21 protein-coding genes and 1 riboswitch are annotated in these 25,319 nt (G+C 68.6%); of the genes, 7 read left to right on the top strand and 14 right to left on the bottom strand.

The window, feature by feature from the left end:
- Positions 1 to 54: 54 nt before the first annotated feature.
- From ACVWZ8_RS02410 to ACVWZ8_RS02365, 10 genes are all read right to left on the bottom strand, one after another.
- The gene (locus tag ACVWZ8_RS02410; protein WP_456503664.1) at positions 55 to 543 is read right to left on the bottom strand and encodes a mucin-associated surface protein; all 489 of its coding nucleotides are present in this window, start codon (positions 541 to 543) and stop codon (positions 55 to 57) included.
- Positions 540 to 1,751 (bottom strand): serine/threonine-protein kinase, encoded by a 1,212-nt coding sequence (locus ACVWZ8_RS02405; RefSeq protein WP_456503663.1) that lies wholly within the window; start codon positions 1,749 to 1,751, stop codon positions 540 to 542. The genes ACVWZ8_RS02410 and ACVWZ8_RS02405 overlap by 4 nt, the downstream gene beginning before the upstream one ends.
- 206 nt (positions 1,752 to 1,957) lie before the next feature.
- The gene (locus ACVWZ8_RS02400) at positions 1,958 to 2,176 is read right to left on the bottom strand and encodes a hypothetical protein (RefSeq protein ID WP_426976428.1); all 219 of its coding nucleotides are present in this window, start codon (positions 2,174 to 2,176) and stop codon (positions 1,958 to 1,960) included.
- 1,574 nt (positions 2,177 to 3,750) lie between these two features.
- Entirely contained in the window at positions 3,751 to 4,821 is a 1,071-nt protein-coding gene (locus ACVWZ8_RS02395; protein WP_456503662.1) for a Gfo/Idh/MocA family protein, read from the bottom strand.
- 196 nt (positions 4,822 to 5,017) lie between these two features.
- Positions 5,018 to 5,710 carry an ABC transporter ATP-binding protein gene (locus tag ACVWZ8_RS02390; RefSeq protein WP_456503661.1) on the bottom strand — a complete coding sequence of 231 codons (693 nt, stop codon included), beginning with the start codon at positions 5,708 to 5,710 and terminating at the stop codon, positions 5,018 to 5,020.
- A 2-nt stretch (positions 5,711 to 5,712) separates the two neighbouring features.
- Entirely contained in the window at positions 5,713 to 7,173 is a 1,461-nt protein-coding gene (locus ACVWZ8_RS02385) for an ABC transporter permease (RefSeq protein ID WP_456503660.1), read from the bottom strand.
- A gap of 218 nt (positions 7,174 to 7,391) precedes the next feature.
- Positions 7,392 to 8,492 carry a substrate-binding domain-containing protein gene (locus ACVWZ8_RS02380; protein ID WP_456503659.1) on the bottom strand — a complete coding sequence of 367 codons (1,101 nt, stop codon included), beginning with the start codon at positions 8,490 to 8,492 and terminating at the stop codon, positions 7,392 to 7,394.
- 84 nt (positions 8,493 to 8,576) lie between these two features.
- Positions 8,577 to 9,848, bottom strand: coding sequence for a multiple monosaccharide ABC transporter permease (mmsB, locus tag ACVWZ8_RS02375; RefSeq protein ID WP_456503658.1), 1,272 nt, complete (start codon positions 9,846 to 9,848; stop codon positions 8,577 to 8,579).
- A 55-nt stretch (positions 9,849 to 9,903) separates the two neighbouring features.
- Positions 9,904 to 11,460 (bottom strand): multiple monosaccharide ABC transporter ATP-binding protein, encoded by a 1,557-nt coding sequence (gene mmsA / locus ACVWZ8_RS02370; RefSeq protein ID WP_456503657.1) that lies wholly within the window; start codon positions 11,458 to 11,460, stop codon positions 9,904 to 9,906.
- Between the two features lie 130 nt (positions 11,461 to 11,590).
- A complete protein-coding gene (locus tag ACVWZ8_RS02365; RefSeq protein WP_456503656.1) occupies positions 11,591 to 12,781 on the bottom strand; it encodes an ROK family transcriptional regulator in 1,191 nt (396 codons plus the stop codon).
- 208 nt (positions 12,782 to 12,989) lie between these two features.
- Between ACVWZ8_RS02365 and ACVWZ8_RS02360 the strand changes: the two genes are divergently transcribed.
- Positions 12,990 to 13,781 (top strand): nitrilase-related carbon-nitrogen hydrolase, encoded by a 792-nt coding sequence (locus ACVWZ8_RS02360; RefSeq protein WP_426979823.1) that lies wholly within the window; start codon positions 12,990 to 12,992, stop codon positions 13,779 to 13,781.
- Here ACVWZ8_RS02360 and ACVWZ8_RS02355 read toward each other — a convergent pair.
- On the bottom strand, positions 13,760 to 15,367 hold the full coding sequence (locus tag ACVWZ8_RS02355) for a PucR family transcriptional regulator ligand-binding domain-containing protein (RefSeq protein WP_456503655.1): 1,608 nt from the start codon (positions 15,365 to 15,367) through the stop codon (positions 13,760 to 13,762). The two genes, ACVWZ8_RS02360 and ACVWZ8_RS02355, sit on opposite strands and share 22 nt — an antisense overlap.
- A gap of 172 nt (positions 15,368 to 15,539) precedes the next feature.
- Between ACVWZ8_RS02355 and ACVWZ8_RS02350 the strand changes: the two genes are divergently transcribed.
- Together ACVWZ8_RS02350 and ACVWZ8_RS02345 are read left to right on the top strand one after the other, a co-directional pair.
- Entirely contained in the window at positions 15,540 to 17,084 is a 1,545-nt protein-coding gene (locus ACVWZ8_RS02350; RefSeq protein ID WP_456503654.1) for an amino acid permease, read from the top strand.
- A complete protein-coding gene (locus ACVWZ8_RS02345) occupies positions 17,081 to 18,784 on the top strand; it encodes a flavin monoamine oxidase family protein (protein WP_456503653.1) in 1,704 nt (567 codons plus the stop codon). Before ACVWZ8_RS02350 ends, ACVWZ8_RS02345 begins: the two co-directional genes overlap by 4 nt.
- A 21-nt stretch (positions 18,785 to 18,805) precedes the next feature.
- Here the strand turns inward: ACVWZ8_RS02345 and ACVWZ8_RS02340 are convergent, their stop codons facing one another.
- The 3 genes from ACVWZ8_RS02340 to purU form a co-directional block, all read right to left on the bottom strand.
- Positions 18,806 to 19,327 carry a gamma carbonic anhydrase family protein gene (locus tag ACVWZ8_RS02340; protein ID WP_456503652.1) on the bottom strand — a complete coding sequence of 174 codons (522 nt, stop codon included), beginning with the start codon at positions 19,325 to 19,327 and terminating at the stop codon, positions 18,806 to 18,808.
- A 107-nt stretch (positions 19,328 to 19,434) separates the two neighbouring features.
- Complete coding sequence (locus tag ACVWZ8_RS02335) at positions 19,435 to 19,848, bottom strand: class I SAM-dependent methyltransferase (protein WP_456503651.1); 414 nt, start codon at positions 19,846 to 19,848, stop codon at positions 19,435 to 19,437.
- A 21-nt stretch (positions 19,849 to 19,869) separates the two neighbouring features.
- The gene (purU, locus tag ACVWZ8_RS02330; RefSeq protein WP_456503650.1) at positions 19,870 to 20,730 is read right to left on the bottom strand and encodes a formyltetrahydrofolate deformylase; all 861 of its coding nucleotides are present in this window, start codon (positions 20,728 to 20,730) and stop codon (positions 19,870 to 19,872) included.
- A 63-nt stretch (positions 20,731 to 20,793) separates the two neighbouring features.
- Positions 20,794 to 20,879: riboswitch (ZMP/ZTP riboswitch) on the top strand.
- Positions 20,880 to 21,051: 172 nt separating this feature from the next.
- Between purU and glyA the strand changes: the two genes are divergently transcribed.
- The 4 genes from glyA to ACVWZ8_RS02310 all read left to right on the top strand — a co-directional run bounded on the left by glyA (position 21,052) and on the right by ACVWZ8_RS02310 (position 25,228).
- Entirely contained in the window at positions 21,052 to 22,353 is a 1,302-nt protein-coding gene (gene glyA / locus ACVWZ8_RS02325) for a serine hydroxymethyltransferase (RefSeq protein ID WP_426976442.1), read from the top strand.
- Between the two features lie 4 nt (positions 22,354 to 22,357).
- Positions 22,358 to 23,293, top strand: coding sequence for a bifunctional methylenetetrahydrofolate dehydrogenase/methenyltetrahydrofolate cyclohydrolase (locus ACVWZ8_RS02320; protein ID WP_456503649.1), 936 nt, complete (start codon positions 22,358 to 22,360; stop codon positions 23,291 to 23,293).
- A gap of 121 nt (positions 23,294 to 23,414) precedes the next feature.
- Positions 23,415 to 24,554 carry a sensor histidine kinase gene (locus tag ACVWZ8_RS02315; protein WP_426976444.1) on the top strand — a complete coding sequence of 380 codons (1,140 nt, stop codon included), beginning with the start codon at positions 23,415 to 23,417 and terminating at the stop codon, positions 24,552 to 24,554.
- Positions 24,551 to 25,228, top strand: a complete 678-nt coding sequence (locus ACVWZ8_RS02310) for a response regulator (protein ID WP_426976445.1) — start codon at positions 24,551 to 24,553, stop codon at positions 25,226 to 25,228. Before ACVWZ8_RS02315 ends, ACVWZ8_RS02310 begins: the two co-directional genes overlap by 4 nt.
- Positions 25,229 to 25,319 lie beyond the last annotated feature (91 nt).

The following is a 25,319-nucleotide window of genomic DNA, read 5'->3' as shown; positions in this document are numbered from 1 at the left end:
CCGGCAGGGAAGAACCTCAGGGGTTCCTCCCTGGCGCCCGTCCGGGGGAGGGCGTCAGCCGTTTCCCTTGCCCTTGTTCTTCGGCTTGTCGCCCTTGTCCGAGTTACCCGGCGCCGGCGCCACCACAGGCGCCTGGGCTGCGGCCGCGGCTGCCTGCGCTGCCGCCTCCCGTTCGGCCGCGACCCTGGCCGCTTCGGCGGCGGCCTGCTGGGCCGTGAGGTCCGTCCGGACAGCGTCGATGGACGTCCTGACACTCTGGCGGCGTTTGAAGGACACAGCGCCGCGGTCGGCGGCCTCATCCAGCTGTGTCACCAAGTCATCCAGCAGCTTGAGGGAGGTTGACGGATCATTGGCGGCGGCGGCCTGCGTCACGGCGAGCACCTTGGACTGAAGCTGGGAGGCCGCATCGCGGTCCAGCTCAGGCGCCGGAACGCCGCAGCCGGCCAGCGCACCAGTCAGTAAAGCCGTGCTGAGCAGGCATCCCGCGAGCACCATGCCCGGCGTGCGTCGGCCCGGGCCTGTCCCGGGTGTGCGCGGCTTCATGGCTGCACGCCCTTCTGCAGCTGCTCCAGATGTTCGCCCAGGCTGCCCGTGACGGCCGGATAAGGCACGACGGCGGGCGCTTCCGGCGTCGTGAAGGCGACGGCCGCGGCAGCGGCCACCGCCAGCACGGCCAGCATGGCGAGGAGTACGACGCTCCGGGTGCGACGGCGGGCCTGCCGGAAGCGGGAGACGGTGCGGGACGCGAAGGAATCCGCTCCCGTCCGCCGCGGTGCCGCAGCATCCGGGTCCAGCACGCGCAGGGCGCGCGTTCCGGCGTCGTTCTGCGGCAACCGCGGAAGCCTGCCGGGCGGCGCCGGCAGCACCCGGGTGCGCTCCTCGGCCAGCGGCCCGGGCAGCGACTGCGGCGAGATCAGGGCCTGCCGCAGTGCCGCTTCCAGATCCGCGGCTGCCGGACGGTCCATCGGGTCTAAGGCCGTCATGACCCGGATCAATTGCGCCCACTCGGCCGGAACGGTGTCCGGGATGGCGGGGGCCCGGTGCAACCGGGCGACGGCCGATTCCACGGCGCTGCCGGGGTACTCGACCTCGCCCTTCAGGCATTCGAGCATCACCAGGCCCAGCGAGTAGATATCGCTCGCCCGTCCCAGATCGGCGCCCCGGGCCTGTTCCGGACTCAGATAGGCGGCGGTACCCACCATGGTGCCGGTCGCCGTGAGCCTGGTCCCATTCATGATCCGGGCGATTCCGAAGTCGGTGAGTTTTGGCCGCAGCGGCTCGCCTGGGCGGACCGGAACCAGCAGGATGTTGGCCGGCTTGATGTCGCGGTGGATGATGCCGAGCGCGTGCACATAGGCCAGAGCGTCAGCCACACCGGCACCGACGACGGCCAGTTCGGTGAGGGACAGCGTGCGGTGCCGGATCCTGGTCCGGAGGTCCTGGCCGTCCACCAGCTCCATGGTCAGGAACGTCCGCGGCTCGTCGGGGATACGGCTGTCTGTCCCGGCGTCGAAGAGCGTGACGAGGCTTGGGTGGTTCAGCGTCGCGAGGAGTTCAATCTCGGCCTCGTGGCGTCTGAGTTCGTCAGGATCGGCCGACTGTGGAGCGAAGAGCTTGAGTGCCACATCGCGGCCCAGGTTCTCGTCCTTGGCGGTATAGACGGATGCCATGCCGCCCCGGCCGATCACTTCCCCCAGCCGGTAGCGGCCGCTCACTAGGTCAACCGCGACGCTGTCGGGTGAAATGCCCACACTATCCCCGTCCTTCCCCGGGCGCCTCGGCGGCGCTACTCAAGACTAGTACGGGGACGGGTGTGCGCCGCCCCGCCGCGGCCGCGTCAAGCGGCCGCGGTGGGGGCGGAACTCCGCCGCAGCGAGTGAATGCCGTTGAGTCCCCCAGCGGACCCAACGACTTCGCTCCGGCGGTCACGGAACCTCCACGCGAGCGGTTAGTTGCGCTAGGGCGGATGTTCGTCCTGCTGCGGAGATGGTTTTCGTTGCCGCAGCAGCGGGGCCGTCCAGGCCCGGCGGGGCTTTCGGAGCGTGGCCGAGCGGCGCGCGTACGGGGCGGACGCCGGGTGCGGCGAAACCGTGAGCCGCACCGGAAGAGGGGTGCCGGAAAAGGGAGGGACGGAAAAAGGGGTGCCGGAAATCCGGGCGGGGACGAGGGCGTCCATTGGAAATCTCCTGAATGACTGTTGGCGGGCGCCTCAAGGCAACCCGATTGGCCGTGCTCTGTGGAGGGCAGAGACGGCTAGCTAGTCAGGAGATGAACCGGGGTCAGCAGCGAACGCTGAGTGTTCGTTCTGAAGCGGGCCCCGGATTGGATCTGCGTCGGCAATGGGGATGAACAAGTACAGGCTTGGAAGCCAGGCTGCCGCACCGGCGGGTCCGTTGGACGGGTGGGCGTTGCCCGAGCCCGAGCCGGGGGCCGCCGGAAGGGCGTCAGGTGCGGGTAGTCCGGGCGCACCGTGCCACGGGCCGGGCCCATCATCGCCAGGAGGGCCCGGGTCGCCGGGGGCGGCCGGTGGATCCGCCGCGCCGGTGGCGGGCGCCGCCGGCGCGCCGGAAGGAGGCGGTGGGGCTGCGACAGGGACTTCACTCGAGGCTCGCGGCGGGACGTAAACGGTACGGATGGCGCGGGCGGGTTCAGCCCGGGCTGTCATCACTTCCCGCGGGGATGAGCCGGTTTGTGGCTTGACGCTGCACTTTGGCCGCGACCCGTAGGCGGCCGGCGACGCGGCAACCGGCTGCGACACAACCACAGAGTTCGTCGCGGGTACGGGGACGCCGGACGGCGCCGGGGTAACGGAACCCGGAAGGTTGGGGTCCTTAACGGGGCCGCCGGGGAGGGGACCGGCCGGGTCAGGAAGCGGCTTCGTGGGGTCCGCGACGGGCGGTTTACCGCCGGGGGGCGGTGTGTCGTGGTCTGTGGCCGGCGTTGTGGGCTCCGGCGCAGGCTTCGTGAGGTCCGGAGCGGGCTTCGTTGGATCTGAGACCGGGACGCCGGGGACCGCGGGGCCCGTGGCAGGAGTAGTGGGGACAGTCGCCGGAAGCGTGGGCTTCGGTGCCGGGACAGTAGGCGTAGCAGCCGTAGCGGTCGGAACGGGAGCCGGCACGCTCGGACTCGGGGGCGTCGGCGACGGTGCGGCGGCTCGTTCGGACACCCTCGGGGACGGTGCGGGCTTTGACGGTGCCGGTGTCGTGGCGGGAGGGGACGGTGCTCCGCTGGGCGCGGGATGGCTGGGTGCCGTGCCTGCCCGCCCCGTGCCCGGAACAGGGGCGCTGGGGCTCGGGACGGCGGCATGCGCGGGAGCCGTGGGTACGGCAGGCGCCGGCCCGGGCTGCAGGGTGGGCGCCGGATACGGAGCGGTTGGCCAGGGTGTCTGCGTCGCGGAGCCGGATGGAATCTCGGGCGTTCCGGCAATGTCGGACGGGACGGCAACCGCCGTCGTGACAGTGACACCGGAGAGGCCCGTCATGGCAACCGAAGTGGCGGCGTCGTCGGCGTTTGCGGCCGTCGCGGAAAGCGCCAGCCAGGCGAATCCGGCGACGCCAGCCAGAATCACCCGCCGGATTGGGTGGCGCGCGCGCATCAGGACTGACACTGAGTCCATGCGCACACCCCATTCCCCGAAGCTCGACGATTGCCTACAGGGTAAGTCCGCGCGCCCCGGTGAGTCCAGAGTGCGCCGAACAAACGGCGGATCCACACGGAATAATAGGCGGATTCACGCCGCTCGGGGCACCGTCAGCGAGCGTCGTTCGCGTAGCTCACACCTAGTTGGGCGCGGACCCCGTCGAAGAGCCGCATGGTGTTCAGCGAGTCCTCCAGCGGCATGACCGGGCTCTCGGTCAGCCCCTGCTGGATGCAGCGTGTCACTTCGCGCAGTTCGTAGCAGTAGCCCCTTCCGACGACGTCGAACCGTTCGCTGCGCACGTCGTCGAATCCGACCCGGACCTGAAGTTCCTTGGGGTTGTTGATCGAGCCGATGGCCTGCAGGAAACCTGCGCTGCCGGCCACGGTGGCGGTGCGGGGACCGTGCGCCAGCAGCGACGAGGTCAGCTGGGCCTGGCCTCCGTGGTGGTAGCCCAGGGTGAGGGCATTCTGGGCGTCCACGCCGTCGTCGTTGACCCAGCCGGTGGCACTCACGGTCTGCGGGAATCCCAGCGTGCCGAGCGCCCACAGCAGCGGATAGACGGTGATGTCCAGGAGGGCGCCGCCGCCGTCCTTGCGAGCCCACAGCCTGGACGTGGGCGAATAGGGCGCCGGGAAGCCGAGATCGGCCCCCACCCACTTGACCTCGCCGATTTCGCCGGAGGCGGCGATCTCGAAGGCCCGCTGCATGCTCGGCAGGAAGCGGCTCCACATGGCCTCCATCAGGAACAACCCCCTGGCGCGGGCCAGTTCCACCAGTTCACCGGCCTCCCGGGCGTTCACGGTGAGCGCCTTCTCGCACAGCACATGCTTGCCGGCGTTCAGGGCCGCCAGGGCAATCTCATGGTGATGGGCGTGCGGAGTCGCCACATACACGACGTCCACAGCGTCGTTGGCGAGCAGCCGCTGGTAGCCGGTCTGCCCGCCGTCGTCCCCGTACGCCCGGGCAAAGCCGTAGTCGGCGGCGAACGCGTCGGCTGCCGCCTGGGTCCGGGAGCTCACGGCGTAGAGCTCGGCATCGGGCAGGAGCTCCAGGTCCCGGGTGACCGAGGCGGCGATGCCGCCGGTGGCGATGACGCCCCAGCGCAACCTGGCGCCGGTGGCCGTTCGGGGGTCCTGGTCCGGCTGGCCGGAGAGCCAGGGCGTCGCGATGAGGGCAGTCATGGTGCCATCCTCTCACTCTGGAGAGGCATGGTTTCGGATTCGACGGCGGGAAGTCGGGAGGGCCGGCGGAGCGGCGGAAGGAGCGGGGTCGGGGGGAGGCCCGCCCCCGGCTTCCCGCCCCCGACTTCCGGCCCCCGCGCCCGGCTTCCCGCCCCCGGCGGGTCCCCGCGCCTGTCGGGCGCCCGCGCCTGTCCGGCTACCCGGCTACACCTGCCCCGGCCCGGCTGCGCGCGGCTTCCTCGGTGAGCAGGCCCTGCTGCAGCCGGAACCGCCGCTCGGTCTTGTCGGCCAGCGAGCGGTCATGGGTCACCACGAGGATCGTGGTGTTGTGGTCCCGGCTCAGCGAGCTGAGCAGCTCGATGATGTGCCCGCCCGTCTGTTCGTCCAGGTTGCCGGTGGGTTCGTCGGCCAGGATCAGTTTCGGTTCGTTGGCGAGGGCGCGGGCGATCGCCACCCGCTGCTGCTCGCCGCCGGAGAGTCGGTTGATGCGGCGGGCGTGCTTCCCCGGATCAAGCTGCACCTGCTCGAGCAGCTCCCGGGCGCGCTGCAGGCGGGCGGCCCTGCGGATCCCGGCGAACTCCATCGGCAGCATGACGTTGTCCACGGCGGAGAGGTTGGGCTGGAATACGAAGCCGATGTCCCGCCGGCGGTACTCGGTCAGTTTGCCGTCCGGCATGCCGGCCAGGCTCACGCCGTTGACCAGCACGTCGCCGCTGGTGGGCTTGTCGAGCGCGCCCAGCAGGGACAGCAGCGTGCTTTTTCCGCTGCCGCTCTTGCCCGCGATCGAGGCGAGCGTTCCCTGCTCGAGCTGGAAGCTGACATCGTTGACCGGCTTGATGGTCCGGTCGCCGGACTTGAACGTGCGGACCAGGTTCTTGACTTCGATCATGGCTACTCTCCTCGGAGGACTTCGATGGGACGGATGCGGGCGGTCAGCAGGGCTGGAACCAGGGCGCCGATGATGGCGACGCCGAACACCGCGGCGATGCCGGCGCCAATCACGCCGGGGGAGGCGCTCGCCGTCACGGACGTCAGCAGCTGTGAGGCACCGCCGAAGGGCCCGCCGCCGGGGAGGCCCGCGCCGCCGCCGGGAAGGCCTGCGCCGCCGCCGGGGAATCCGCCGGCCGCTACGCCTGGGAGGCCTCGCTGGCCGGCTGCGCCGCTGGCCGCGGTGGTGCTGTTGGTACTGATCAGCGCCGAGGCGATGCCGCCGCTGGCGAACGAGGCGACGGCGGCACCCACCACGCTGCCCAGCGCCACAAGGACCAGCGCCTCCAGCACGAATTGCAGCCCGATGATGCGGTTGGGGGCGCCAATTGCCTTGAGCACGCCGATTTCCCGGCGGCGCTCGCGGACCAGCATGACCATGATCAGCAGGATGATCAGCCCGGCGGTCGCCAGGGCGGCGACAAAGGCGGTGAACGAGATGTTCTTGACGCTGCCGAGCGAGCTGACGGCGGTCTCAAGGTTGCGCTGGCCCTGGCTGACGTCGGCGGCGTCGGTGCCCAGCGCGTCCTGCAGGGCGGTCTTCGCGGCGTCGACGTTGTCCAGGCTGTTCACGGTGACGATCATCGTGGACAGTTCCCCGGGCAGTTCCGCCAGGCTCTGGGCCGTCGGCAGCGTGAGGTACAGGGCGTTGTTGCCGAAGGCGGTGCCGGCGTCGAACAGGCCGGCCACGGTGAAGGCCTGGTCCTTGATGGTGAAGGTGGAGCCCACCGCCAGACCGTTTTTCTCGGCCAGGGTGGTGCCCAGCAGGGCGCCGGTGGAGGCGGCGTTGTAGTCGCCGAGGCCCGCGCCGCCGGTCAGCTGCAGGGCTTTGCCGGTCGCGTCGACTTCGGCCCCGATGCCGGTTGCCGTGACGGGCAGCGAGAACGCCGGCGCTGCCGGCGTCGTTCCGGTGCCTGTGGTCCCGGTGGCTGCCTGATTGCGGGAGCCGAGCGTGCCGGCGTCGACGGCGGCCGTGAGGCTTGTGGTCACGGTGGTGGCCGCTTGCCCGCCGGGACCGCCTCCCCCGGGGCCGCCCTGGCCCGTCTGGGCGGCGGCGTCGGCGTTCCGCAGTCGCAGCGCCTTGGTGCCAATGACGGCGCTGACGTTCGGTACCGCGGCCGCCGTCGCGGCCTGTACTGCGGTGAGCGGTTCGCCGCCGCCCTCGAAGCCTTGGCCGCCGGCCGGGTTGACGGTGAGCACGGTGCCGACCGAGGCATTCAGCTCCGCGACCTTGGCGGCGACGGCCTGGTTGGCGACGAGCATGGCAAGGGCGAGGCCGATGGCTACGGCCAGCACGGCCACCACCGCCGCGGTCCTGACCTTGTTTCTAAAGGCGTTGCCTACACTCCGGGCAAGGACGCTCACGGGACTCCTAGGATCAGGCCGGCTCGAATGGCCGGCGGCTGCTCCCACACTGGTACGGGCTGCTGTGCGGAGATCACAGCCAAGCTATGGATGGGCTGTGAAGGCGTCTGGCAGGGGTCTGGCAGGGCACACAAAAGCCCCGGCCCTCCCTTGCGGGGGAGCCGGGGCTCTGGTGTTGCCTGCGGCTCAGCGCCTCACGCTGTGGCGACTAACGGGCACTACTTCGTCAGCGGTCCGAGGACCGGATCGTCGGCGTAGGCCGTCTTGACGTTTTCCTTGGTCACGATGACCGGCTCCAGCAGGTACGCCGGAACGGTCTTGACCTTGTTGTTGTAGGACTTGTCATCGTTGATCTCGGGCTTCTTGCCGGCCTGGAGGTCCTTGACCATGGTGATCGCGTGCTCAACGAGCTTGCGGGTGTCCTTGTTGATGGTGGAGTACTGCTCCCCGGCGAGGATGGACTTGACGGACTCAACCTCGGAGTCCTGGCCGGTGATGATCGGAAGCGGCTTCCCGGCGGCCTTGACGGAGGTCAGGACTGCGCGGGCCAAGAGGTCGTTCGGGGACAGGACGCCGTCAAGCGTGGCGCTGCCGTAGCTGCCGCTCAGCAGGGTGTCGGCCCGACGCTGCGCGTTCTCAGCCTTCCAGCCCTGCGTGACAGCCTGCTCGAAGGACATCTGGCCGGAGAGGACCTTGAGGGTGCCGTCGTCGATCTTCGGCTTCAGGACGCTCATGGCGCCGTCGAAGAAGACCTTCGCATTGGCATCATCCGGGGAGCCGGCGAACAGCTCGATGTTGTACGGACCCGTCGCCTTCTTGGCCTTCATCCCGTCCAGCAGCGCCTGTCCCTGGAGGACGCCGACCTTGAAGTTGTCGTAGGCCACGTAGTAGTCCACGTTCTCGGTGTTCAGGAGCAGACGGTCATACGCGATGATCGTGGCGCCGGAGTCCTTGGCCTGCTTGAGCTGGGTGCCCAGCTGCGCACCGTCGATGGCGCCCACGATGATGACCTTGGCGCCCTTGGTGACCATGGCGCTGATCTGGTTCTGCTGCTCCGAAACGCCGCCGTTGGCGAACTGGACATCCGCCTTGAAGCCGGCACCGTTGAGGCCGTCGTTGAACAGCTTCTCCGCCAGGACCCAGTTTTCCGAAGTCTTCTGCGGGAGCGCGACGCCGATCGAGGAGTTCTTCGGGAATGCCTCGCCGCCGGCGGTGGAACCGCCGGAGGTTCCGCTGTCGGTACGGCCGCAGGCTGTCAGCGCCAGTGCCGCAATAGCAGCAATTGCTGCTGCCTTTCCTGCTTTACCAATCAGTTGCATTGCTTGGTTCACTTTCTTTAGATGATGTGCGGAAACTCGGTGGAATGAGTACAGAATGAGTACGGAATGAGTACAGGGCGCCGCTCAGGCTTCCTTGGAGATGACCTCTTTGGTGGATGTGGTCTCGTCGGGCTGGAGCTCGGTGCTGCTGCGGCCGAAGTTCTTCATCATCAGTCCGATGATCGACTTCTTGCCCTGGGTCTTGTTGTAGACGTCGAACGCGACGGCGATCAGGAGCACCAGGCCCTTGATGATCTGGGTCAGGTCGGCGCCCACGCCGAGGAGCTGAAGGCCGTTGTTCAGCACGGCCATCACGAGGCCACCGACGATCGAGCCGATCACGGTGCCGACGCCGCCGGTCACCGCGGCGCCGCCGATGAACACGGCCGCGATGGCGTCCAGTTCCCAGCCGACGCCGTCGAACGGTCCCGAGGCGGTGGAGCGGCCGACGAAGATCATGCCGGCGAGGCCGGCCAGGATCGACATGTTCATCATGACCAGGAAGTTGACCTTCTTGGACTGGACACCGGAGAGCTCGGCAGCGTGCCGGTTGCCACCGACAGCGTAGATGTGGCGGCCGATGATGGTCTTGGAGGAGATGAAGCCGTAAATGATGACCAGGACGGCGAGGATCAGACCCGGAATCGGGAAGGACGTTCCGGGCCGGCCGGTGGCGAACAGGTACGTTGCGTAGAGGATCGCGCCGCAGACCAGGACCAGCTTGGTAATAGTGACCCAGGCTTCGGGGACCTCGGCGCCCAGGGCCTTGGCGGTGCGGCGGGATCGGATCTCGCTGTAGACCACCCAGGCTACGGCGAGCAGGCCAAGCAGCAGGGTCAGGTTGTTGTAGCCGGTGTTCGGCCCGAATTCGGGCAGGTAGCCGGAGCCGATGTACTGGAAGTCGTTGGGGACGGGGATGGTGTTCGATTTGCCGACGAACTGGTTGGCGCCGCGGAAGAGGAGCATTCCGGCCAGGGTCACGATGAACGCCGGGATGCCGACGTAGGCGGTCCAGAATCCCTGCCAGGCCCCGATCAGGGTCCCGAGCAGCAGCCCCAGCAGGATGCCCAAGTACCAGGGGATACCCCAGTCGCGGATGAAGAGCGCCACGCTGACGCCCACGAAGGCCGCGACCGAGCCGACGGAGAGATCGATATGGCCGGCGATGATCACCAGGACCATGCCGATGGCGAGGATCAGGATGTAGGAGTTGCCGTTGAAGAGGTTGATGACGTTGCCCGGGGTGAGTGTGCGGCCCTCGGTGAAAATCTGGAAGAAGACGATCAGTGCAACCAGGGCGAAGATCATGCCGAATTGGCGGGTGTTGCCGCCAAAGAGCTTCTTGAGCGCGTTCATTGTTTCAGTCCTTGTTTTCCGGAGTGATCGGAGTGTTCTGGATGGTCCCAGAGGGTCAGGCGGTCCTGCGGGCGGAAGTCATGAGTTTCATGAGGCTTTCCTGGCTTGCTTCGTCCTTGTCCAGTACGCCGGTGATGGCGCCCTCGAAGATCGTGTAGATACGGTCCGAGAGCCCGAGCAGCTCGGGCAGTTCCGAGGAAATGACGATGACACCCTTCCCCTGGTTGGCCAGCTGCTGGATGATGCCGTAGATCTCGTACTTGGCGCCGACGTCGATCCCCCGGGTGGGCTCGTCCAGGATCAGCAGGTCCGGATCGGTGAACATCCACTTCGCCAGCACCACCTTCTGCTGGTTGCCGCCGGAGAGCTTGGCGACACCCTCCTCCACGGACGGTGCCTTGGTCCGCAGCGATTTGCGGTACTGCTCGGCGACGGTGAATTCCTGGTTGACATCCACCACGTTGTGCTTGCTGATCTTCCTCAGGTTGGCCGAGACCGTGGTGGCCTTGATGTCGTCCAGCAGGTTCAGCCCCAGGGACTTGCGGTCCTCGGTGACGTAGCCCAGCCCGGCGTCGATGGCCTGGCGGACGCTCTTGAGGTTGACCTCCTTGCCGTCCTTGTAGATGTGGCCGGAGATGAAGCGGCCGTAGGAGCGGCCGAAGACGGACCGTGCGAGTTCGGTGCGTCCGGCGCCCATGAGGCCGGCGACGCCGACGATTTCGCCGCGGCGGACGAAGAAGCTGGAGTTCTTGCAGACCATCCGGTCCTGGATCTGCGGGTGGCCCACGTTCCAGTTCTTCACCTCGAAGAACACGTCACCGATCTTCGGCTCGTGGTCCGGGAACCGGGATTCGAGGGTCCGGCCCACCATGCCCTTGATGATGCGGTCCTCGTCGACGCCGTCGGCCTTGACGTCGAGCGTCTCGATCGACTTGCCGTCGCGGATGATGGTGATGGAGTCCGCGATCTGCTCGATCTCGTTGAGCTTGTGGGAAATGATGATGGACGTGATGCCGCGGCCCTTGAGGCCGAGCATGAGGTCCAGCAGGTGCTGCGAATCGGATTCGTTCAGCGCGGCCGTGGGCTCGTCCAGGATGAGGAGCTTCACGGACTTGTTCAGGGCCTTGGCGATTTCGACGAGCTGCTGCTTGCCGACGCCGATTTCCTTGACCGGGGTTTCCGGGTGGTCCCGGAGTCCCACCCGGGCCAGCAGTTCGGTGGAGCGGATCCGGGCTTCCGCCCAGTCGATCACTCCGCGCTTGGCGGGTTCGTTGCCGAGGAAGATGTTCTCCATGATGGACAGTTCCGGAATGAGCGCGAGTTCCTGGTGGATGATCACGATTCCGGCGTGCTCGCTGGCCCGGATGTCCTTGAATTCCTGGACTTCGCTCTGGTAGACGATGTCGCCGGTGTAGCTGCCGAAGGGGTAGACGCCCGAGAGCACCTTCATCAGGGTGGATTTCCCGGCGCCGTTCTCACCGCAGATGGCGTGGATTTCACCGGCCTTCACCCGCAGGTTCACCTCGGCCAATGCTTTAACGCCGGGGAACTCTTTGGTGATGGAGCGCATCTCGAGGATTATCGGATCGCTGTGCGTGTTGAGGGACGTCATCTGCCCTTACGCCTCCAATGTGTGACTTCGTTGTCCGGCCCTGCAAACCGCTGGGCCATCTGATGAAAAAGTAAACTGGATCACAGGCCTTGTCGTCAAGTCTTTAACGCAACGGGCCGGTAACGAAACACTAATTCCGCCGGATTCCGGCGTGTTGGAAGACCAGGGCCGTGGCCCCGAGGGCTTCGGCCCGGTCGCCCAGCGAGGACATGGTGAGGGTGGTGGTCTCGCCGATCACGGGCACCGCGTGGCGGACCAGCCCCCTCCGGATCGGGTCCAGCAGCAGCTCTCCCAGCCCGGCCAGCGGACCACCCACCACGATCACTTCGGGGTTGATCAGGTTCGCCACATTGCCCAGCGCACGGCCGGCGGCAAGGCCGGCGTCGTCCACCACCCGCAGGGTCGCGGAGTCCCGGGCGAGGGCCTTCCGGACGATGTCCTCCGGGGTCAGCGGCTTGTCCTCGCCGCGGCCCAGGAGCTCGATCATGGTGGTGGTGGACGCGATGGTTTCCAGGCAGCCCCGGTTTCCGCAGCGGCAGACGAGGCCGTGCTCGTGGATGGTGGCATGTCCGATTTCACCGGTGATGCCGACGTTGCCGTAGTAGGGCAGCCCGTTGAGGATCAGCCCTGCGCCGATGCCCGAACCGATCTTGAGGAACATCAGGTTGCTGATGCCGCTGTGGGGTCCCCAGGTGACCTCGGACAGGGCGCCCAGGTTGGCGTCATTGTCCACGAAAACCGGGAGATCCAGCGCTTTCTCGAGCCGCTGCAGGATGTTGATGCCCACCCATTCGGGCAGGATGGCGCCTTGCGCCACGGTCCCCGTGCGGCGGTCGATGGGTCCCGGGATGCCGACGCCGGCCCCCACCACCGCGCTGCGTTCCACGCCGCTGTCCGCCAGCAGCCGGTCCAGCAGTCCGACGGCGGCGGCGATGCCCTCCTCGGCATGGTGGCCCAGCGGCAGCAGCACCGTTTCCTCCGCGATCACGTGGTAGCTGAGGGATGCGAGGACCACCCGCAGGTGCCGGCGCCCGAAGTCGATGCCGACGGCGACTGCGCCCTTGCTGTTGAGCCGGACGTTCAGGGCGCGCCGCCCGGAGCTGGTGATCGGCTCGGTGGACGCCAGTCCGGCGTCCTGCATGATCCTGACGATGTTGGACACCGTGGCGGTGGAGAGGCCGGTCTGCCGTGCCAGTTCGGCCTGGGTCGACGGGCCGTTCAGCAGGCATTCGATGATCCGCTGCTGGTTCAGGTGCCGCAGGGCGGATTGCGATCCGGGGTTTTTGGTTCGGCTCCTCGTTGAGCGCGTTGGTGAGGGCATGGAAAGAAGCGTGCACCATTCAAGGCTTGCAGTCAAGAAGTTAACGCATAGCCGCGCGGTGTGTCTTCGGCAACGGCAGGGCATTCCGCCCCGCGGACGCCCGGGATGGGCGGAAATGCACCGGAGCCACGGTGGCGTCGCGTGGCTAGGCTGGAGGAAACGCGCGTCCGCCGCCCCGGTGCGGACCTCCCGAGATGCCGAGGTGGTAATGGTGCTGCTGGCCCTGATGCAGGCGAATGCCGCCGTGCTGGACGTAGAGGCAAACTGTGCCGCGGTGGATGAGGCCGCCCGGAAGGCCGCCGCCGCGGGCGCGCAGCTGCTCCTCACCCCGGAACTGTTCCCGGTGGGTTACGCGCCGTTGAGGATCCGCGCGGAGCTGGACCCGGCGGCGCTCCCGGCCATCCGCCGGACAATGGCCGGTATCGCCACCCGCCATGGCATCGCCCTGGTCTACAGCCTGCCGGCCGTCACCGGGGAGGGGGACTGGCAGATCACGGCCACTCTCGTGGACGCGCAGGGCACCGAACTCCTGAGCTATGCGAAAGTCCAGTTGTTCGGAGCGGAGGAACAGCAGGCCTTCACCCCGGCCGGCGACGCCCCGGGGGTGGTGGACTTCCAGGGGGTCAGGACCTCCCTGGTGATCTGTTACGACGTCGAATTCCCCGAGACCGTCCGTGCCGCCGCCGTCCGGGGTGCCCGGCTGGTGCTGGTGCCGACAGCCCTTTCCGAGGGGTTTGAGGCCGTACCCCAGCTGCTGGTCCGGGCGAGGGCGCTGGAGAACCATGTCACGGTGGCCTATGCCAACCACTCCGGCACGGAGGACGGCTGTGATTTCCTGGGCGGCAGCGTGATCGCAGCTCCGGATGGCTCGCTGCTGGCCGGCGCCGGGACAGGTCCGGAGCTGCTGTTCGCCGAGCTGCCGGAGCCGGCCGGCGGCGAAGAGCCCGTGGCGTACCTGGATGACCTCCGGCCGGAGACCTACCGCTCCTGGGGCAGCTGAACGTACTGCAGGGCAATCCAGAGCTCCGCCCGGGCCTGCGCCTGGTTGAGGTCCAGCTCGAGCAGCTCCGCGAGCGTCCGGATGTGGCGGCGCACGCTGTTGCGGTGAAGTCCCGTGACCTTCGCCGTGGAATCCCAGCTGCCGTTCGCGCCCAGCCAGGCGCGGAGAATCCCCAGCAGGGTGTCCCGGCGCTCGGGTTCCAGCGCGAGGACGGGAGCCAGCAGCCGCGCGGCGAGCATGGCACCCGCCTCGCTGCCCAGCAGCCCCGTCAGGGACCAGGTGACGTCGTCAACGCGGACGCTGTGCCCGCTGGTCCGCACCCGGCCGCGTAGGGACGACGTCCGCTGGTAGGCCTCCGCCAGGCCGGCGAATTCAGTGGCACTCCCGACCACCAGGCGCCAGCCCAGCCGCTCGACGTCGGCCAGCAGGGCGTCGTCGACCTTCAGCCTGGTGATGGCTGCGAAGCCGAAGTCGGTGATCTCCACCAGCTTGGTGTCGAACATCCTGCGCCATTCCAGCAGTTCCCTGACCGGGCTGTCGCCGGTGCCGCGCACCGCAGCGGCCAGGTTGATTCCCTGGACAACGCGCAGCTGCCCGGAGCGGGTGGAAGAAACGCTCTGTGCCAGCAGGTCCTTCAGGCCGTTGACGTGCCGGGTCCCGCCGGTGCTGTGACTTTCCGGGTGCAGGAGCAGGGCCGTGGCGAGCTGGCTGGGGGCCAGCGAGCCGCTGGTGCGCTGGCGTACCAGCAGCTCCAGGAGGCCGACGGCGGCCGAGACCACGCTGTTCTGCGCCGGTGTCAGCGGCGCCTCCGTGCCGAGGACCAGGGCGCCCAGGTTGGCATCGCGGGAGCTGCGCAGCGGATGGCCGAAGACGAGCGCCGAACCGGCGTCGTCGAAGGAATCCAGCTCCACCCGGGGACCGCTGCCGCTCAGCAGCTTGGCCAGCAGTGGCTGCAGCGCGGCTGCTTCCACGCCCGGTACCGGGCCGGTTCCGTGCGCACCGCCGGAGCCGCGGGCACGGACCCGTCCGTCCGCACCGACGAGGACGGCCCAGACCGGGACGCGCTGCACGAGTGCCGCCAGGAGCTCGTGTTCGGGCCTGGCCGACAGTACCGCGCGCATGAGCTGCCGGTTGGTGTCGGCCAGCTGCCGGAAGGTCTTGGCGTTGTCCGATTCCAGCAGCTGCGAGAATTCGAGTCCGATGGCGGCGAACGGGACGGTCTGGGGGATGGCGACCAGCGTGAGGTTGCGCCGGCTGCAGGCCTGTATGACGGCGGCGGGTACGGCGTCGAAGTAGGGTTCGAGGCCGAATCCGAGCGCGCCGACGCGCGCCCGGACCAGCCGCTCCACATAGGCGTCAACGCGTTCAGGGTCGCCGCCTTGGTCCAGGAACGGCAGCCCAGCGGTCAGCAGGAATTCGCCGTCGAGCAGGTAGGGGGTGGGGTCCTCGAGTTCGCTGGGCTCCACCCAGCGCAGCCGCTCCGCTCCGTTGCCGCCGTCGTGAAGGACAGTGAGTTCCGGCGGCAGTTGCCGGAGGAACTGCTCCAGGGTGACGAATCCGAGCCGCTCCCCGGCGTCAGCAGGCATGGCTGTCCCCGTCCGGCAGGCCGCGGCCGGCCGAGCGGGACCGAACCGCCCGTTGTGGTGCAATACGTCTCATGCCTGAAGTCTATAGGTCATTTTGCACAACTTGAGAGCTGGCTCACAGCCCTAGGCTGAAACGGGGAACTCAACCACTACTCACGAATGGACGTCAACGATGACTGTGCCTACCCTCAACCGGGAACGGCCCGCGGCCGCCGCCAGCCGTCCCGGCCTGACGACGCAGCTGCTTCGCCGGAAGCCGATCGGACAGCTCGTCAGCGAAGCCGAATCCGGTCACGGCGGCACGCGGCTGGTCCGCAGCTTCGGTGTGCTGCAGCTGACCATGATCAGCGTCGGCGCCACCCTCGGCACCGGCATCCTGGTGATCCTGGGCGAATCCGTCCCGCTGGCCGGCCCGGCCATCTGGATCTCCTTCGCGATCGCCGGACTCGCTGCGCTGCTCTCCGCCGTCTCGTATGCCGAGATGGCCGGACTGGTGCCCGCAGCGGGTTCGAGCTACTCCTACACGTACGCGACCATGGGCGAAGGCATGGCCTGGATCTGCGGCTGGTGCCTGGTGCTGGAATACGCCGTCTCCGTGGCGGCCGTCGCCGTCGGCGCGGGCCAGTACGTCAACGAGGCCCTGGCCGTCTTCGGCCTGACGCTTCCGGACGCCATCTCGCAGCCGCCCGGCGGCGGCGGGGTGCTGAACGCACCGGCGATCGTGATTGTGGTCCTCGCGATGGTGCTGCTGGTCCGCGGTGCCAAGGAAAGCGCCTGGATCAACACGGCCATCGTGCTGATCAAGGTCGGCATCCTGCTTTTCTTCTGCGCGGTGGCGTTCACCGCCTTCAACGGCGCACACTTCGAGCCCCTGCTGCCGATGGGCGCCGCCGGCGTCTCCGCCGCCGCCTCCCGGGTGTTCTTCTCCTACATCGGTTTCGACGCGGCGTCCACGGCCGGCGAGGAAGCCCGGAACCCGAAGCGCGACCTGCCGCGGGCCATCCTGCTCTCGATGCTGATCGTCACCACCATCTACGTTCTCGTTGCCGTTGCAGCCATCGGTGCGCGGCCGTGGGGCTGGTTCGACGGCACCGAGGCCGCGCTCGTGAAAATCCTCGAGGAAACCACCGGGCAGCCGTGGATTGCGCTGGTGTTCGCGGTCGGAGCCGTGCTGGCCATCGCCAGCATCGTGCTGACGGTTCTCTACGGACAGACCCGGATCCTGCTGGCGATGGCACGGGACGGCCTGATTCCCACGATCTTCGGCCGCGTTTCGGCCCGCACCGGCACCCCGGTTGCCGGGACCCTGATCGTGGGGGCCGCCGTCGCACTCACCGCGGGCCTGGTGCCGCTTGGCGCGCTGGCGGACGCCACCAGCATCGGCACGCTCTTCGCCTTCGCCCTGGTCAACGTCGCCGTCATCTACCTGCGGCGCACCCGGCCGGAGCTCAAACGCAGCTTCCGCGTCCCGTTGTTTCCGCTGACGCCGATCCTGGGCGCCCTGATGTGCGCCTACCTGATGGCCAACCTGGGCGCCGAGACCTGGGCGGTCTTCGGCATCTGGATGCTGGTGGGCCTGGCAGCCTACTTCGGCTACGGCCGCAGGAATTCGAGGGTAGCGGCCCTGAGCCACGAGGAATACCGTGAACTATCCGGCGCCACCCCCTCCGAGCCCACCACGTCCGAAACCGAACCGATGAAAGCAAGCCACTCATGACCACCGCCACCGAACTTCCGGCCCCCGGACCGAACGCGCCGGGCAGCGCCGCCGAAGCACCCATCACCATGCTGAATCCGGACTTCCCCTTCAGCTACGACCACTACCTGGCCCATCCCGCGGGCCTGGGCAGCATCCCCGCCGGGCTGTACGGGACCGAAGTTGCCGTGGTCGGCGCAGGACTCTCCGGGCTCGTCACGGCCTACGAGCTGATGAAACTTGGCCTCCGCCCGGTCGTGTACGAGGCGGACCGGATCGGCGGCCGGCTGCGGACCGCGAGCTTCCCCTCCGCCGCCGGCGTTGTCGCCGACCTCGGCGGGATGCGGTTCCCGGTCTCCGGCAAGGCCTTCTACCACTATGTGGAGCTGCTCGGGCTGGAAACCGACGAGTTCCCCAACCCGCTGGCGGCGGCGACCTCCAGCACCGTGATCGAGCTCGCCGGGCAGAAGTACTACGCCAGGACCCCCGCGGACCTCCCGCCGTTCTTCCGGGAGGTGGCGGACGCCTGGAAAGCCGCCGTCAACGACGGCGCCAGGTTCACCGAGATGCAGGAAGCCATCCGGGCCCGGGACACCGCCAGGATCAAGGAGCTTTGGAATGAGCTGCTTCCGCTCCTGGACGAACAGACGTTCTACGGCTTCATCGCCGGCAGCGACTCGTTCAAGCAGGCCGGATTCGCCCACCGCGAGGCGTTCGGCCAGGTGGGATTTGGAACCGGAGGCTGGGACACGGACTTCCCCAACTCCATCCTGGAAATCCTGCGCGTTGTCTACACCGACGCCGACGACCAGCACCGGCTCATTGCCGGCGGAGCGCAACGGCTCCCCGAGGCGCTCTGGCGGCACGCGCCGTCGGGCATGGCCCACTGGCCGGAAGGGACCTCCCTGGCGAGCCTGCACGCCGGGGCCCCGCGCGGCGCCGTGGACCGGATCGCCCGGGACGGCAGCGGTGACTTCCGGATCCGGGAGCGGTGGGGCCGCGAGGCCGCCTATCCCGCCGTCGTGACCACCTGCCAGTCATGGCTGCTGTCCACCCGGATCCACACCGAGGAAACGCTGTTCCCTGCCGAACTCTGGACGGCGATCGAGCGCTCGCACTACATGCAGTCGTCCAAGACCTTTGTGATGGTGGACCGGCCCTTCTGGAAGGACATCGATCCCAGGACGGGCTGCGAGGTCATGTCCATGACGCTGACGGACCGGCTGAACCGTGCCACGTACCTCCTTGACAACGGCCCGGACCAGCCGGCAGTGATCCTGCTGTCCTACACCTGGAACGACGACGCCCTGAAATGGCTGGCCCTGGACGCCGACGAGCGCGTGGAGCTGATGCTGCACTCGCTCGCCCAGATCTACCCCGACGTCGACATCGCCAGCCACATCGTCGGCCAGCCGATCACCGTCTCGTGGGAAGCGGACCCCAACTTCATGGGGGCGTTCAAGGCAAACCTGCCGGGCCACTACCGCTACCAGCAGCGGCTCTTCACCCATTTCAAGCAGGACAAGCTGCCGGCGGAGCAACGCGGGATCTTCCTGGCCGGCGACGACGTCTCCTTCACGGCCGGGTGGGCGGAAGGCGCCGTCACCACCGGGTTGAACGCGGTCTGGGGTGTCGTCAACCACCTGGGCGGCCGGACGTCGGCCGGGAATCCGGGGCCGGGGGAGTTGCTGGACGAAATGGGTCCGATCCCGCTGGATTAGCCCTTCCCGCTGGCCGGCTCTTCAGGAGCCGTGCAGCTCCCGGTGGGCCCGGGCCAGCTCCTGGTAATGCGCCGCGTTGTGCTGGACGCCGGCGAATTCCTCGTCGCTCAGCGAGCGCCGGACCTTGGCCGGCACCCCGGCGACCAGCGAGCGGGGCGGCACGACCGTTCCTTCCAGCACCACTGCGCCGGCGGCGACCAGGGAGCCCGCCCCGATCACGGCGCCGTTGAGGATCGTGGCGCTCATGCCGATCAGGCAGTCGTCCTCGACCGTGCAGCCGTGAACGACGGCGCTGTGGCCGACGCTGACGCGCGAGCCGACGGTGCAGGGGAAGCCGGGATCGGCGTGCAGCACCACGTTGTCCTGCAGGTTGGTCCCGGCGCCCACGGTGATGGCGGCGGTGTCTGCCCGCACGGAGACGCCGTAGAAGGCGCTGGAGTTCTCGGCCAGCGTGGCCTTGCCGATCACGGAGGCCGTGGGCGCGATGAAAGCGGAGTCATGGACGGCCGGGCTGTCGCCGGCGAATGCGTAGAGAGGAGCCATGCCTCCAGCCTAGGACACGCCCCCGGCCGTTGAGCTATCAGTTGTGGTCCTTCAGCCCGGCTGGGAACCACCACAACTGATAGCTCAACGGGTGTTGCCGGGGAGGGTCAGGCGGGGGAGCGGAGGACCGTGAAGCCCTCGCTGTGTTCCGGGAGGCCGGGATCGGGGAGTACGACGGCGATCGGGGCGCCGGGTTCCGCCACGCGCCCGAGTTCGCGGACGACGTCGTCCCACTTCTCCGGCGGCAGTCCCGCCAGGGCATCCACCGCCCACACGGAACGGAACGCCGAGTCGGCGAACGGAAGGGCGGCGGCTGCGGCCACCGAGGCCTCCAGACCGCGGGCACGCGCCGAATGGATGTGTTCCTCCGAGGCATCCACGCCGGTGAAGTGGATGCCGGACTGGACGAAGAGGAGCCCATCCGCGCCGGGGCCGCAGTCGAGGCCCAGCACCGAGTGCCTGCCCTCGGACTTGAGCAGGGATACGAACGCGGCCAGCCGGTCCTCCCGCAAACGTGCCATACCTCTCATTAAATACCAGGGTCAGCTAAAGACAACGGTCCGGTTCCCGTCGAGCAGGACGCGGTGTTCGGCGTGCCACTGCACGGCCTGGGCGAGGGTGCGGCCCTCGACGTCCCGGCCCATCTGGACGAACTGCTCGGCGCTGCGCCGGTGGTCCACCCGGATGACCTCCTGCTCGATGATCGGCCCCTCATCCAGGGCGGCCGTGACGTAGTGCGCCGTGGCGCCGATGAGCTTCACGCCGCGGGCGTGCGCCTGGTGGTACGGCCTGGCGCCCTTGAAGGACGGCAGGAAGGAGTGGTGGATGTTGATCGCCTTGCCGGTCAGATCGGTGCACAGCTCGTTGGAGAGGATCTGCATGTACCTGGCCAGGACGGTGAGCTCGATGTCGTGCTCCGCCATCAGCGCCCGCAGCGCGTCCTCTGCCTGGACCTTGGTGTCCGGCGTGACCGGGATGTGGTGGAAGGGGATGCCGTAGAACTTCGCCAGTCCCTCCAGATCCTGGTGGTTGGACACAATGGCCGGGATCTCGATCGGCAGGGTTCCGGAGCGCTGCAGGAACAGCAGATCGTTGAGGCAGTGCGCCGAGGTGCTGGCCATCAGCAGGGTGCGGACCTTCCGGCCTGCCGGGTTGAGGCTCCACTGCATGCCGAAGGCCTGGGCCACGGGCTCAAGGGCGGCATGCAGCTCGGCGTGGGAGGCCGCCGTCGTGGACTCGACCCGCATGAAGAACGTGCCGGTGCTCTGGCTGCCGTACTGCTGGGAATCCGTAATATTGCTGCCCGCCACCAGGAGGGCCCCGGCGACGGCATGCACGATTCCCGGCCGGTCAGGGCAGGAAAGAGTCAGGATGTAGGAAGCAGTCAGCTGGTCGTCAGTCACGAAGGACAGCCTACCCGCGGGTGCGACGGGCCTGGGGCAACAGCCTCGGGCCCTGGGGTAGGCTTAAACGGTCGCAACTGGCGTTGGGTGGTTAACCACCAGGGAGCGGCACTCACGAAGACCACGGATCGTACGCCTGGGCCGAGGGTCATGTTTTGCCGGTCGGCAGCGCCTGCTGCCGCCCCGCCGTCGGCACCCCTGAACGGGTGCCAGCCCTTGGCGCGTGCCCCGGATCTCCGGGACCGTAATCTAGGGGCGCGGCAGCGGGCCAGCCGGTAACCTGACCTTAAGCAGTGACCGTTGCCTAGCCAGGAGTTCTTCGTGACTACTTCCGTAAACCTTTCCTCGACCGCCGTGAGCAACCAGCCGCTGGCCGAACTTGATCCCGAGATTGCCGCCGTCCTCGCCCAGGAGCTTGGCCGCCAGCGCGGCACCCTGGAAATGATCGCCTCCGAAAACTTCGCGCCGCGTGCCGTGATGGAAGCCCAGGGCTCGGTCCTGACCAACAAGTACGCCGAGGGCTACCCGGGACGCCGCTACTACGGCGGCTGCGAATACGTCGACATCGCCGAGCAGCTCGCGATCGACCGGGTCAAGGACCTCTTCGGCGCCGAATACGCCAACGTCCAGCCGCACTCCGGCGCCCAGGCCAACGCCGCCGCCCTCTCCGCCATGATCACCCCGGGCGACAAGATCCTGGGCCTCTCGCTGGCACACGGCGGCCACCTGACCCACGGCATGAAGCTCAACTTCTCCGGCAAGCTCTACAACGTCGCCGCCTACCAGGTCGAGGAAGACAACTTCCGGATCGACATGGACAAGCTGCGCGAGCAGGCCATTGCCGAAAAGCCGCAGGTCATCATCGCCGGCTGGTCCGCCTACCCCCGCCACCTCGACTTCGCCGCCTTCCGCTCGATCGCCGATGAGGTCGGCGCCCTGCTCTGGACGGACATGGCACACTTCGCCGGCCTCGTCGCGGCAGGCCTGCACCCGAGCCCGGTGCCGCACTCCGACGTCGTCACCTCCACGGTGCACAAGACCCTCGCCGGCCCCCGCTCCGGCGTGATCCTGGCCAAGAAGGAGTGGGCCAAGAAGATCAACTCCAACGTCTTCCCGGGCCAGCAGGGCGGCCCGCTCATGCACGTGATCGCAGCCAAGGCGGTCGCCTTCAAGATCGCCGGCACCGAGGAATTCAAGGAACGCCAGGAGCGCGTCCTGGAAGGCGCCCGGATCATCGCCGACCGCCTCAGCCAGGCGGACGTGTCCGACGCCGGCGTCTCCGTCCTCACCGGCGGCACCGATGTGCACCTGGTCCTGGTGGACCTGCGCAACTCCCAGCTGGACGGCCAGCAGGCCGAAGACCTGCTCCACTCCGTGGGCATCACCGTCAACCGCAACGCCGTGCCGTTCGATCCCCGCCCGCCGATGGTCACCTCCGGCCTGCGGATCGGCACCCCGGCCCTGGCCACCCGCGGCTTCGGCGCCGAGGAATTCACCGAGGTGGCGGACATCATCGCCACCGCGCTGAAATCCGGTTCGGCCACGGATGTGGAAGCCCTGCAGGCCCGCGTGGACAAGCTCGCCGCCGACTTCCCGCTGTACCCGCAGCACGAGCAGTGGTGACCGTATGACCACTACCAACGCTGCAAGCACCGCTGCTAAGACAGCACAGGTCCTCGACGGCAGGGCCACCGCCGCCGCGATCAAGGCCGAACTGACCGAACGCGTGGCCGCCCTCAGGGCCAAGGGCATCGTCCCCGGCCTCGGCACCATCCTGGTGGGCTCCGACCCGGGCAGCACCTGGTACGTGGGCGGCAAGCACAAGGACTGTGCCGAGGTGGGTATCACCTCCATCCGCCGCGACCTGCCGGAGGAGACCAGCCAGGACCAACTGCTCGCCGTGGTCCGGGAGCTCAACGAGAACCCGGAATGCACCGGCTACATCGTCCAGCTGCCGCTGCCCAAGCACATCGACCAGGACGTCGTCCTGGAGGCCATGGACCCGGAGAAGGACGCCGACGGCCTGCACCCGATGAACTTGGGCCGGCTTGTGGCCAACGTCAGCGGACCCATGAAGTCGCCGCTGCCCTGCACGCCCAAGGGCTGCGTTGAACTGCTGACCCGGCACGGAATCAGCCTCCGCGGCAAGCGCGTGCTCGTGGTGGGCCGCGGGGTGACCATCGGACGCCCGGTGGGGCTCCTGCTGACCCGCAAGGACGTCAATGCCACGGTCATCCTGGCCCACACCGGAACGGTGGACCTGCCCGCCGAGCTCCGCCAGGCCGACGTCGTGATCGCCGCGGCCGGCCAGCCGCACATGATCAAGGCGGAGGACCTCAAGCCCGGGGCCATAGTGCTCGACGTCGGCGTCAGCCGGGTCGATGACGGCAACGGCAAAGCCGTGGTCACCGGAGACGTGGACCCCGCCGCGGCCGGCGTCGCCGCCTGGCTGTCCCCGAACCCCGGCGGAGTGGGGCCGATGACCCGGGCCATGCTGCTCGCCAACGTGGTGGAGACCGCGGAACGCCAATTGGCAGAGAAAAGCAGCTCAGGCATCGCCTGACGGGTATCCCGGCGGTCGAGCTTGGCCCGGAACCGAAGGTAGGGCGCCTACTCCCGCGGGAGTAGGCGCCCTACCCCGTTCAGCAGACGACGCCGGCCGGCTCCGCCGCTAGGCTCGGAGTATGCCGCGCCGATTCCAGGGTCCGCCCACCAGCTTCATGGTGATTGCGGTGGCCGTGGTCCAGGTGGTGGGCACGGTTTTCGCCGCGGCACGGCAGCCTGATCACCGGCCGCTGGACGTGCTGGCCTTCGCGCTGCTGCTGGCCGGGCCGGCCGCGCTCTCGCTCCGGCGGCGAGCACCGGCAGCCACGCTTCCGGTGGCCGCCGCGGCAACCATCATCTACCTGGCCTCCGGCTATCCCTGGGGGCCGGTGCTGCTCTCACTGGCACTGGCCATCGTGTTCTCGGCAGCCGCGGGCAGGCGGTGGCAGACCTGGACGGTGGCGGGCACCTGCGCCGCCGCACTGGTTGCCTTTTTTCTGGCCAGGGGCGATGAAGGTGCACTGATCCGCGCGGTGGCCGGAACGTCCTGGCTGGCTATCCTGGTGCTGCTGGGGGAAGGAGCCCGGCTGCGCGGCGAACGCGTGGCCGAAAGGCGCCGCCAGCAGGAAACCCGGGAGCAGGCCGCCCGGGACGAATACCGGCTGGCGCTGGCCCGTGACATCCATGATGTGGTGGCCCATTCGCTGTCCATGATCAACGTCCGCGCCTCGGTTGCCCTGCATCTGGGGGACCGGGATCCGGACCAGTTCCGCCCTGCCCTGGAGGCCATCAAGACGGCCAGCAAGGAATCCCTGGACGAGGTCCGCCAGTTGCTGGGCGTGCTGCGTGACGACGCTCCGCTCCGCCCCGCCGCGGGTCCGGGGCTCCAGAGACTACCCGAACTCGCCGACAACGCCCGCCGGGCCGGGCTGGAGGTGCGGCTGGACCAGCGGATCGACAGGCCGCTCAGCGCAGCCGTGCAGGAGGCTGCCTACCGGATCGTGCAGGAGGCGCTGACCAACGTGGTGAGGCACTCCGGAGCCAGCCGGGCCGCCGTCGTTCTTGAGGCCCCTGCCGGCCCCGATGCCGGACGTCTCACCTTAACGGTCGACGACGACGGCCGCGGCTCTGCCGGCGCCCCCGAAGGAAACGGTGTGACCGGCATGCGGGAACGGGCCGCCGCGCTGGGCGGAGCCGTGGAGTTCCTGTCCCTGGAGCCGGGCTGGCGCGTGCGGGCGGTCCTTCCGCTGGCCGGGGCCCCGGGGGAGGAACCGCGATGATCCGCATCCTGATCGCCGACGACCAGACGCTCATCCGCGCCGGATTCCGGGCACTCCTGGGCGCCGAGCCGGACATGGAAGTCGTGGCCGAATGCGGCACCGGGGACGAGGCCGTGCGGCTGGCGGCACGCGACAAACCCGACGTCGTGCTGATGGACATCCGCATGCCGCACGGAGACGGGCTGGAGGCGACCCGCCGGATCCTGGCTGATCCGGGGCTCGCGGGAACCCGGGTCATCATCCTCACCACTTTTGAACTGGACGACTACATCGCGGAGGCCGTGCGCGCCGGTGCGGCGGGGTTCCTCGTCAAGGACACCGAGCCGGAGGAGCTGCTCCGCGCCGTGCGCGTGGTGCACGACGGCGACGCCCTCCTGTCGCCGTCGGTGACCCGCCGCATCATGGCGCAGCTGGCGGTGCAGTCCCGCGCCGCCAGCCGGCCCAAAGTCACGGACCAGATCACGGACCAGATCACGGACCGTGAACGCGAAGTCCTGCAGCTGGTGGGCGAGGGACTCAACAACGCGGAAATCGCGGAGCGGCTCTTCATCACCCCGCTCACGGCGAAGACCCACGTGTCGCGGATCATGGCCAAGCTGCAGGTCCGCGACAGGGTGCAGCTGGTGGTCCTCGCGTACGAATCGGGCCTCGTCCGCCCCGGCTGGACCGGCTGACGGTCCCGTTGGGGTGCAGCCGGCCGGCGCGGCCTGCGGTCTCCCGGTGGAGTACGCCGCGCGGCGGAAGTGACTCCCCGCGGCGGATGCG

Source organism: Arthrobacter sp. UYCu723, from assembly GCF_054059215.1.
This window is presented reverse-complemented; position numbering and strand designations above follow the sequence as displayed.